Source organism: Lancefieldella rimae ATCC 49626 (assembly GCF_000174015.1).
GTDB lineage: Bacteria > Actinomycetota > Coriobacteriia > Coriobacteriales > Atopobiaceae > Lancefieldella > Lancefieldella rimae.
In genome coordinates this window covers 453,550-463,785 of record NZ_ACFE01000002.1, presented here as the reverse complement: position 1 = coordinate 463,785, position 10,236 = coordinate 453,550, and the positions used below count along the sequence as shown (strand labels likewise).

8 protein-coding genes and 2 tRNA genes are annotated in these 10,236 nt (G+C 49.3%); 1 reads left to right on the top strand and 9 read right to left on the bottom strand.

Going from position 1 to position 10,236, the window contains the following annotated elements; genetic code table 11:
• Positions 1-40: 40 nt before the first annotated feature.
• The 7 genes from ATORI0001_RS04915 to ATORI0001_RS04885 form a co-directional block, all read right to left on the bottom strand.
• Positions 41-2,620 carry a type I restriction-modification system subunit M gene (locus ATORI0001_RS04915; RefSeq protein WP_003149294.1) on the bottom strand — a complete coding sequence of 860 codons (2,580 nt, stop codon included), beginning with the start codon at positions 2,618-2,620 and terminating at the stop codon, positions 41-43.
• Positions 2,621-2,864: 244 nt separating this feature from the next.
• Positions 2,865-2,941, bottom strand: a tRNA-Pro gene (locus ATORI0001_RS04910).
• Between the two features lie 24 nt (positions 2,942-2,965).
• Positions 2,966-3,853: a 4-(cytidine 5'-diphospho)-2-C-methyl-D-erythritol kinase gene (locus ATORI0001_RS04905; protein WP_003149287.1), complete on the bottom strand. Its 888-nt coding sequence runs from the start codon at positions 3,851-3,853 to the stop codon at positions 2,966-2,968.
• Between the two features lie 19 nt (positions 3,854-3,872).
• Positions 3,873-4,163, bottom strand: a complete 291-nt coding sequence (locus ATORI0001_RS04900) for a Veg family protein (protein WP_003149453.1) — start codon at positions 4,161-4,163, stop codon at positions 3,873-3,875.
• A gap of 314 nt (positions 4,164-4,477) precedes the next feature.
• Complete coding sequence (nagB, locus tag ATORI0001_RS04895; protein ID WP_003148907.1) at positions 4,478-5,212, bottom strand: glucosamine-6-phosphate deaminase; 735 nt, start codon at positions 5,210-5,212, stop codon at positions 4,478-4,480.
• Positions 5,213-5,300: 88 nt separating this feature from the next.
• The gene (gene rdgB / locus ATORI0001_RS04890; RefSeq protein WP_003149325.1) at positions 5,301-5,939 is read right to left on the bottom strand and encodes an RdgB/HAM1 family non-canonical purine NTP pyrophosphatase; all 639 of its coding nucleotides are present in this window, start codon (positions 5,937-5,939) and stop codon (positions 5,301-5,303) included.
• A gap of 71 nt (positions 5,940-6,010) precedes the next feature.
• Positions 6,011-6,086: transfer RNA gene (locus ATORI0001_RS04885), tRNA-Val, on the bottom strand.
• A 122-nt stretch (positions 6,087-6,208) separates the two neighbouring features.
• On the opposite strand from ATORI0001_RS04885, the gene ATORI0001_RS04880 reads away from it, so the two are divergent.
• Positions 6,209-7,768: a Mur ligase family protein gene (locus tag ATORI0001_RS04880; protein ID WP_003149046.1), complete on the top strand. Its 1,560-nt coding sequence runs from the start codon at positions 6,209-6,211 to the stop codon at positions 7,766-7,768.
• A gap of 436 nt (positions 7,769-8,204) precedes the next feature.
• Here the strand turns inward: ATORI0001_RS04880 and ATORI0001_RS04875 are convergent, their stop codons facing one another.
• Both ATORI0001_RS04875 and ATORI0001_RS04870 read right to left on the bottom strand, forming a co-directional pair.
• Complete coding sequence (locus tag ATORI0001_RS04875; RefSeq protein WP_003149545.1) at positions 8,205-9,005, bottom strand: YebC/PmpR family DNA-binding transcriptional regulator; 801 nt, start codon at positions 9,003-9,005, stop codon at positions 8,205-8,207.
• Positions 9,006-9,229: 224 nt separating this feature from the next.
• Positions 9,230-10,222, bottom strand: coding sequence for an ROK family protein (locus ATORI0001_RS04870; RefSeq protein ID WP_003149000.1), 993 nt, complete (start codon positions 10,220-10,222; stop codon positions 9,230-9,232).
• Positions 10,223-10,236 lie beyond the last annotated feature (14 nt).

The window sequence follows — 10,236 nt, the reverse complement described above, 5'->3', positions numbered from 1 at the left end:
TCAGTAAAACCTTTGAATCTAATAGCAGGAGTAGTCGCCATTACAGTTCACCGCCTAGGAGTGATCTTAGTTCGTTTAAACCTGCAAGATCAAACTCATTACCAGTAAGTTCACCAAGCATCGCTGCAAGAGACGCCTCTGCTTCTTGAATTTGTGAGTCGATATCTGAGTACGTGGTTAGGTACTTCTCACCTAAAGCTTTTACTAGATCATTCAACTGATTAACAACTCTATCAGGCAGCTTTTCAAAACGATGCACAAGTGGTTTAATCCATTTTTCGTCAAGAAGAATACACACCTGCTCATCCGTCAGACTTTCAATCATCTCTTTGGTTTTTTTCTCAAGTTCTATATGTACGTCTTTAATGGTCTTCTTGAGAACTTTTTCTTCATTAAAGAGTGCAGCAACTCGCATAAGCCGGAAAAGAATTGATTCCTCATCAGATGCCGATGAAGGATCGTCATCGTTCAGTTGCTTGGAAGCTGCAGATATCTTAGAAGATACAAAAGAATCTTCTCCTACCGCATCACCCGCGGCGTCTTTATCCTCATCTGAAAGCCCTTCAAATATCTCTGTAATTTCTGCAGTTATTGCAGAGAGGCGTTCTTCACTTTTTTCAAGACTTGAAACTTCCTCGGTAAGAAAAGCGTCTTGAACAAGACTAAACGGCAGTACACGACCAACCCAGCCGTCCTGCACTTCCACATCTTTGCCCTGCTTCTTTTTAACCACCATATTGGGATCGACTTTCTTTGTAGCGTCGAATCCCTCTGTCTGAAGGATTTCCAAATCGATAGAAATTTCCTGCCAGACATCGTCAAGATCTTGAAAGGCGTCATAGCGATCAATTAGCGGCAATCCTGATAGCCTATTAAAAACTTCCTTGGTAATCTCATCTTCCTCAGAAGCTCTGCTCACCAAGTCAATCTCATCTATAAGCTCATCATAAAGGTACTGTTCAAAGTCCGAGAATCTTTCCTTGAAAAGTCCTTGATATGAAACAACCTCTGCGTTAGAAGCTATTGTCTTACCAATATCTTGCACCTTAATTCTCATAGTTGCATCATTGACTTGCTCAAATAGCTCATACTTAAGGCCAGGAAATGCATCCCAATAGAGTTTGAGAGCATCCACTTCCTTTACGGGAATACCGCCAAACATTGTTGAATAGATATCCCAACTCTCTGTTGTTTCGGAGGAATCCACATAGCGCGGAATATTGAGGTTATAGTCATTACCGCGAATCTCATCTTTAGACACAAGACGACAGAAGCGCTCTATATCTTCTCGACACTCATAGGCATCTACAATACGACGAATGTCAGAGGCTCTGAGCTTATTATTCTTTCCTTCTTTAACGTAACCTTTTGAGGCGTCAATGATAAGAACATCGCTTCTTGTGCGCTGTTTTTTGAGAACCATAACAATAGTGGGAATACCTGTTCCGAAAAAGATATTTGCAGGCAAGCCAATAATTGCATCAATATGATCGCGTTCAATAAGGTTCTTTCTGATTTCCCCTTCTTCCCCACCTCTAAAAAGTACTCCATGAGGAAGAACGATTGTCATGATGCCGTCTGGTCGCAAGTGATAGAGGTCATGCAGGAGAAAAGCGTAGTCCGCCTTCGACTTTGGAGCGAGACCAAATCCATTAAAACGAGGATCGACTTCTTTATCCGTAGGGTCCCATCTCTGTGAATATGGTGGATTTGATACCACGGCATCTACAAAAAGCGGCTGGTACGTCTCAGGATGACCTTCGGAAAACCATGGCCAGTCATCCTCAAGGGTATCGCCGTTTCTGGCGATGATATTTGATGCCTTAATCCCACGCATCACCAAATTCATGCGTGTGAGATTGTAGGTATTCTCTTTAAGCTCTTGCGCATAATACTTGATAGAATCCTTATTACCACTTCTCTTGGCAACAGCTTGTCCAATATTAACAAGCAGAGAACCGGAGCCGGACGTAGGATCATAAATTTCAATTTCATGACGACCCTTAAGGTGTCCTGCCACAATTTCTGACATGAGAAGTGAGACTTCATGCGGAGTATAAAACTCCCCTGCTTTTTTCCCTGCGTTAGCTGCGAAATTAGAGATTAGATATTCGTATATATATCCTAAGACATCGTAGCCCTGACGAGCATCCATCGGAATATCACGTATAAGCTGTAAAAGACTGGATATGGCCTTAGTACGAGAACCGGAAGTATCTCCCAACTTTGAAAGTCCCGTCTCAAGCGTCTCAAAAACCCTGTCAAAAACATGGCTGTAACTGGGATTAACAAGGCGAGAAAATGCAGACAGAGCATCACTTACGTTTGACACATCAAAGTCATGCCCTTTGGAGAGCCACGTTGAATACAGGTTCTCATAAGCGATAAAGTAACCAACGTTATCTTGCACGAATTTAACGATTTCTTGGTCATCCTCTGACACGTTCTTCATCGTTTGAGAATCAAAACCTTCTTTGAGAAGATACTCTTCCTCCTTTTCAGAAAGGAATTTGTAGAAAATAAAACCGAGAATGTAGTCCTTGTATTCGCTTGCCTCAATCTTTGAGCGTATCTCATTGGCAGAAGCCCAAATTCTCGATGCAAGTTGCTGCTTATTCATGTGCTCTCCTATGTTATATATGTTTCATTCCGTAATAACGCCATAAGGTTACCGAGTTGCTTAAGAACCCACAATTTATAAGGATACTCCCATATCAGCCATAAGATACTCTGACATGGACGTAAGGTCTTGAATGAGCCGTGAACGTTAGATTGCAAGTTGAGCGCCAAAATGAAAAAGGCCATCGGATAAAACCGATGACCTACTAAAAGCCAGAGATACGAAACTCCAGCAGCCTATTTCATGGTCGGGTTGACTGGATTTGAACCAGCGACCTCTCGGTCCCGAACCGAGCGCTCTACCAAGCTGAGCCACAACCCGTTGCAAGAGAAAACTCTAGCAGATTTAGCCGTCAAAACCAACGGTCTTTGTTGCAAAAGCACGCCACCCATGCAATTTTTGTGCTTCCTGCACCACTCGTGCCACCTCATCATGTGAAGAACAAATGGCAAACGAGCAGCTCCCCGAGCCGGAGACCATGGCACCTAAAACGCCCGCTTGGGCACAAAGCCACTTCTCAATTTCCGCTATCTCGGGGCAAAGTGTTTTTGCAGCAGCGGCAAGATTGTTATACAAAAGGCCCGCTACCTGGGAGTACTTTGCTTCCGTTACGCCGGATCGCAACAGCGTACAAAGCTCTCCGTAATCACGTGGTTGAGTTGGCGCTGCATCGAAGGTATCGTAGGCCTCCGTTGTTGAGACTCCCTCTGTCTTGGGAAGCACCAGCGCAATGGGCATACCCGCAAACTCATCAAACGTTTCTTCCAGCGTATCGCCCGCACCCAGCAAAAGCGACGGCACCGGATGCAAGAAGAACGGTACGTCGGCACCCACCCGACGCGCAACGGCTACAACCCTTGGGTCCAACGCATCTGTACCCCATCGCTTTGCCAACACTCGCAGGGTAGCGGCGGCATCCGCTGACGATCCCCCGAGTCCCGCCTGGTCAGGAATCGTATTTTCAACCGTTATGGCAACATTCGGCTGACATCCGAGTTCTGCGGCCAGCAGAGTAGCCGCTTTCCATACCGCGGTCTTCTCGCCCGCTATATCAAGAGCGGGGGTATGCGTAATCATCAGCTGAGGCGCATCTTCAACGGTAATGGTGTTATAAAGTCCCACGGGAACCATAACGGAATCAACGCGGTGATACCCTCGACTGTCTTTTTCGGCATGAATCCCCAGGTAAAGATTAACCTTACAGGGAGTCTGTACAATCTGGCGTCCTCGCATGGGCGCATCCGACCTGCTGTTATTCCTCGAACGCAAAGTCAAAAAGACGCTCGCCGGATTCAATGTCAAACAGCTCAACCGTCCCGGTTAACACGTCCACATACTGATATGACTGACGCGCGGTACGCCCACGGCGCTCACCCACTTCAACAATAAAAAGGCTTGGATGGACCTGCACCAACACACCAGTGCGCTCAACAACGCGCGAACGACCCATATTTGCTTTAACTTTGACCTTTTGACCCTGGAGAGCGCTCAGCTTCTCGTGAATCTCATCAACACGATTAACTGGTGGAATCTCGTTTTCCATCTGGCCTCCAACACATAACAATTCGCATATAGACAACTTTTCCAAGTATCTATCATACGAAGTTTAGGGGTTAATCTCAAGAGCTACATAACAACGCCTGCAAAAAGCATGTGCCGAGAAGTACGGCGAGAAGTACGGCGACCTGTGATGTACTTTTCTGCTTCAAAACATGGAGCTGTGATGTACTTTTGGCGAGAAAACCGGTCTTTTCGCCATAAAAAAGTACATCACAGCTTTTCAAAAGTACATCACAGGTCTGCGAAGCTGCCGCATCCTATGCGGAAACCGCTATATTCCCGCTGCATTCCAGTGCGCTACTCAACCGGGCAAAGCGAAAGTGCGGCTTCGTCGGCAATAACGGTGCAGTTATGGTGGAGCTGCAGGATGGAAGCAGGGCATTGCGGCGTTACATGCCCGTAGCACATGTTATATACCGCCTGCGCTTTGTCTTCCCCTGAAGCAAGGATAAGAATCGCCCGGGCAAACATAATGGTTTGAACGCCCATAGTGTATGCCTGGCGGGGCACGTCCTCTTCCCGCTCAAAAAGGCGGCTATTTGCCTTGATGGTGCTCTCGGTTAAATCGACACAATGGGTGCCCTTGGAGAAATAATCGGCAGGCTCATTGAAACCGATGTGCCCGTTATGGCCAATACCCAAAAGCTGCAAATCCGGATACCCTGCCTGGGCAACCATTGTATCGTACTCATGGCACGCAGCTTCTACATCAGGGTTCGAACCGTCGGGCACATGCGTGTTAGCGATATCAATGTTAACCAAGTCAAAAAGATTTTCCCTCATAAAGTAGTGATAGCTCTGAGGATCGTCGTGAGAAAGTCCTCGATACTCGTCCAAGTTATAGGTACTTACCTGAGAGAAGTCCAAATCCCCCTTTTCGTTCCACTCGGCAAGCTGGCGATACGTGCCAATGGGAGTAGAGCCGGTGGCTAGGCCAAGCACACACTCCGGCTCCAAAATAATCTTCGCAGAAATGACATTCGCAGCCTTGCGGCTCATATCATCGTAGTCCCGTGTACGGACAATTCTCATGAAAACCTCCTGCTATATACTCGAACCAGCACGTGCTGCTCACGCGTACTCAACGCCGTGTCGGACACTACGCGCTTAGTGCTTTATGTTACCCCTTGATTTGGGACGCAAGGGCTTGAAGCGCATGAAATCGGTGAGAGATAGCATTCTTTTGTTCAGGGGTAAGTTCTGCCATAGTTTTCCCAGGAGTATCTTGCGGCAAAAAGAGCGGATCATACCCAAAGCCATTCTCGCCATGAGGCGTAAAATCTATAGATCCTTCACAATTCCCCTCGCCAACAAGCACGTTTCCGTCTCTGTACACAAGCGCCACGGTAGAGTGAAAGCGCGCCGTACGATCTTCTTCTGGCACATCCTTGAGCTCTTCGAGCAGCTTAGCGTTGTTTTTGACATCATTTCCGTGCTCTCCGGCATAGCGGGCAGAATAGATTCCCGGAGCACCATTCAACGCATCGACACACAATCCCGAATCATCCGCAATGGCCGCAAAAAAAGGTGTTTCATCGAGTGCTGCCAGCGCCTTTATAAGTGCATTGTCGCGAAAATTAGTCCCTGTTTCCTCAGGCTCCGGAAAATCACCAAGTTCGCCGAGAGCAACAAAGGTTACACGCGGCATGACGCTTGAGAGAATAGCCTCAATTTCAACCAGTTTATGCGCATTGCCCGTTGCCACCACGATTGTGCGCTCAGGATCAAGCGCGGAGACGTCAATTCCCGTATCAGCCATGTGAGCTCCCTCTATAATTACAAAACGCGGCACTCAAGCAGTCGAATACTCGAGAACCGCGCCGGTTTTTCTGGTGGGCGATGAGGGATTTGAACCCCCGACCTTGTGCGTGTAAAGCACCTGCGCTAGCCTCTGCGCCAATCGCCCGTGACTTGAGCAGTTTACCACAGCTTCAGGCTTGCGCGCACGTCATTATCAAACCGGCGGTATACTTTCATTGAAAGTAAGTTTTGTGTCTATCAAAGCACCGCCGACGGGAGTTTCTACACATGACGCTTTATCTATCAGGGCTCATTTCATACCTTGCCGAGAAAAACCTTTTGGTGCGCTCCAAGCACTGTGAGGATGCCACCACAATAGCGCTATACGGCATTGACCATGATTCTCGCATCATTGAGCCGGGTCATGTGTTTGTCTGCAAAGGTGCTGCATTTAAGCCGGAATTCTTAAAAAGCGCCCTTGAGGCGGGAGCCGTAGCATACCTTTGCGCAGAATCTCACGCCGCCGAGCTTGAGGCAATCGCTCCTACCGTACCGGCGCTTATCGCGACCGATGAAAACTTGCGGCGCGCCATGGCAGAGTCTTCAGCATACGTTACGGGACACCCCGATCACGGTCTCACAATGATCGGCATTACCGGCACCAAGGGTAAATCTACGACCGCGTGCATGTTGCGCGCCATACTTGACGGCGATGAGCCCTACGAAAAAACCGCCATTATGGGCTCCATTGAAGTCTTTGACGGCATTGAACATGGAAAGCCCGACAATACAACGCCCGAAGCCCCTGAACTCTGGCGCCACCTTGCAAACGCGCAAAAATGTGGCCTCACGTATATGGCAATGGAAGTCTCAAGCCAGGCGCTCAAATACGACCGCACCTATGGTCTCCATCTGGACATTGCTGTTTTTCTCAACATTGGAAGGGATCATATATCTCCTGTTGAACACTCAACCTTTGAGGATTATTTTGTCAGCAAAATGAAAATCTTTGATATGGCAAAGACGGCTGTCATCAACCGAAATACCGAGCACTACGAGGACGTCATGGCACACGTTCGCGCAGTTCACGAGCGCAATCCCGAGTGCTGTCAGCACGTCTACACATTCTCTGCTACTAATCCCAAGGCAGACATTTGGGCAGATGATATTTCGTCCGAATATGGCCTCGTTTCCTTCCGCGCTCATACTCCCACGTGGACCGGACATCTTTCCATTCCCATGCCTGGCCTCTTTAACGTTGATAATGCTCTCGCTGCTATCACAGTTGCCAACTTGCTTGGATTTTCTGGCGAGAAGCTCCAGTACCCTCTGCTCAATACGCACGTGTCCGGCCGGATGGAGCTTATCCCCACCAAAGATCGCAAGGTCACGGCTCTCGTTGACTATGCGCACAATCGTCTTGCCTACCAGAAGCTCTTCTCGTCATCCTCACAGGAATTCCCCAACTACGGCCGATATGTTGTTTTGGGGGCTGTCGGCGGCAAGGCGCAGGAGCGACGGCGCGATCTTCCGGAAGAAGGGTCCAAGTGGGCCGACCACCTCATTTATACGACCGAAGACCCCGCTTTTGACGATCCGGCGGAGATTTGCGCCGAAATGGCCGCAGCCACGCCTGAGGATGCATCGTATGAGATTATCCTTGATCGTGAGGAAGCTATTCGTCAGGCCGTACGTCTTGCCTATACCGATGCACGTCCAAGCATCGTATATCTTCTCGCCAAGGGAGACGAAGATTTCCAAAGTATCTGCGGCAAACGCGTACCTTGGAAAACTGACGCCGCCGTCTTTAAAGCTGCCGTACGCGACCACGAGGCAGGCAGGTTGTAAGACCTTTATTGTCGCTCACGCTTTTATCGCTCGCTTTCTTGTAGCTCACCTTTTATCGCTCACCCCTTTGTAGTGCTGCCGGAATTGCGCCAAGTATGGCTTGGACTGCCATACTTGCTGCAAGTTTGGTGAATATAGCCATACTTGCAGTAAGTTTGGTGAATGTTGCCATACTTGCTGCAAGTTTGGCAGCACTATTCCGGCAGCACCAACTTGGCGCATTTTTGGCAGCGTTACTCTGGTGCGCTATTATGACGACACCAACTTAACGTCAGTCTAGCGGCGCCAAGTTGACGGCACCAAAGGTAATCAAAGAGCTTCGAGCACCTCACGCAAAATAAAAATCCGAGAAGCACGTGCGTACTTCTCGGATTTTGAAAATGAAACTAAACCACTAAGAAAAGCAAAGCTGCCTAAAAGCGGGGCTGCCCTGTACTTACTCGTCCTCTTCTAAAGCAGCCGCAATCTCGTCGGTAACGTTCATGGTGCTGTAGACGTTCTGAACGTCATCAAGTTCATCAAGCTTATCAAGCAGACGCTGAACCTTCTTGGCATCGGAAACGGACACATCGGTTGGAGTGGTTGGAACCATCGTAAGCTCGGAACCCTTTACCTCGATGCCCTGAGCCTCAAGACCCTTTTGGACGTCCTGCATCTTGTCGTAGGCAGTCCACACAATCCACTGCTCGCCGGCATCTTCGTAATCTTCGCCGCCGGCCTCAGCAACGGCCATCATGAACTCATCCTCATCGGTAGCGTTATCACGATCGGCAACTTTTTTATCATCGGAAACAATGACCTTGTCAACCGCAATGGAGCCACGGCGCTCAAACTGGAATGCCACAGAGCCCGCCGTGCCAAGATTGCCGCCGGAGTGTGTAAATGCAGAACGAACGTCGGCAGCAGTGCGGTTCTTATTGTCTGTCAAACAATCAACGTACACGGCAATACCCGCAGGTCCGTATCCCTCATAGACAATCTCTTCGTAGACTGCCGCGTCGGCACCGGCACCAAAGGCCTTATCAATGGCAGCTTTAATCTTTGCGTTCGGCATTGAAACCATGCGCGCACGCGCAACCGCTGCAGCAAGAGTCGCGTTGTTATCAGGGTTAGGATCGCCGCCCATCTTTGCAGCGACGGTAATATTACGAGAAAGCTTGGAGAACAGCGAGGAACGCTTGGCGTCGATAGCTGCTTTCTTGTGCTTTGTTGTTGCCCACTTAGAGTGTCCGGACATGTGCACTCTCCTTTGTTTACGTACAGAATAAATAGCCTTTATACAGTACCCTAAATTACCTTGCGAGAAAACCCTTGATAGCGGAAACTCATTATTCTCTGAACTTCTTCAGGCTTCACTAAGCTCCTCCGAGCGCCTCTAAGCTTCTCCGAACATGGGTTTTGCAATCCCGGTTTCGCAAATCAAGATAGAATCCGCAGATACTCTTGATCTTGATCCTCGCATTAGGCGGAATGATCGATGGAGCGCTCGGTAGGAGGCTCATCCCCAAAACGCTCTTTGCGCAGACGGAGAGCCTCGTATGCGCACCCATACATGGCAGCTTGATTACCAAGACTTGCTGCTTCAATGCGAACGGGGCGACTCACCCGCAATGCATACTCCTCAAAACGGCTCCGCAGCTCCGTTGCAAAAGTCGCAAATGAACCGGCAACGCCACCGCCAATCAAATACATGGCCGGATCAACCACACATGACACCTGCGCCATGGCACGAGCCAAATACGAGCACATCTTATCAATGGCAATGGTTGCGCACTCATCGCCCGCCGCATGCGCACGGAAAACGGAAATCGTATCCGTCTCATGTTCAACGTGCACCGGAGTCACTCCACGTGCTTCGCATTCCTCAAGGTAGAGGCGCACAATACCCTTCGCAGAGGCATACTGCTCAAGACAGCCGTGGCGACCACACCCACACGTCTTGGGCTCATCGGGCTCAACGGTAATGTGGCCAATCTCGCCACCGGCGCCAAACGCGCCGGCTACCAGCTTGCCGTTGGCAACCACGCCGGCACCAACGCCCGTACCAATGGCAATCAGCACAAACGAAGGCACCCCAACCGCAACTCCCGCCCATGCTTCACCAAGAGCCGCAGCATTGGCATCATTGACAAAGGCAACCGTGGCATTGGGGAGCGTCGAACTGATGGCCTGCACCAAACCTTCGGGATTGATCTCAACATTGGCGAGAAACCCGACGGTACCATCATCGGCCACCGGACCCGGAATATCCAATCCACACGCTATGACATCTTCCGGCTTACCGGAGCGCGACGCAATGATTTCTTCAAGAGAGCCACAGACAACACGATACGCTTCGGGTGACGTAAGCGCAGGTGTAGGAACTTTTTCTTCTGTCAAAAGTTCTCCGTCTGGCGTAAACAGGCCAATCTTAATGCTTGTTCCACCAATATCGATACCAAGTACGTACTGCATGTGTGCTCTCCTAT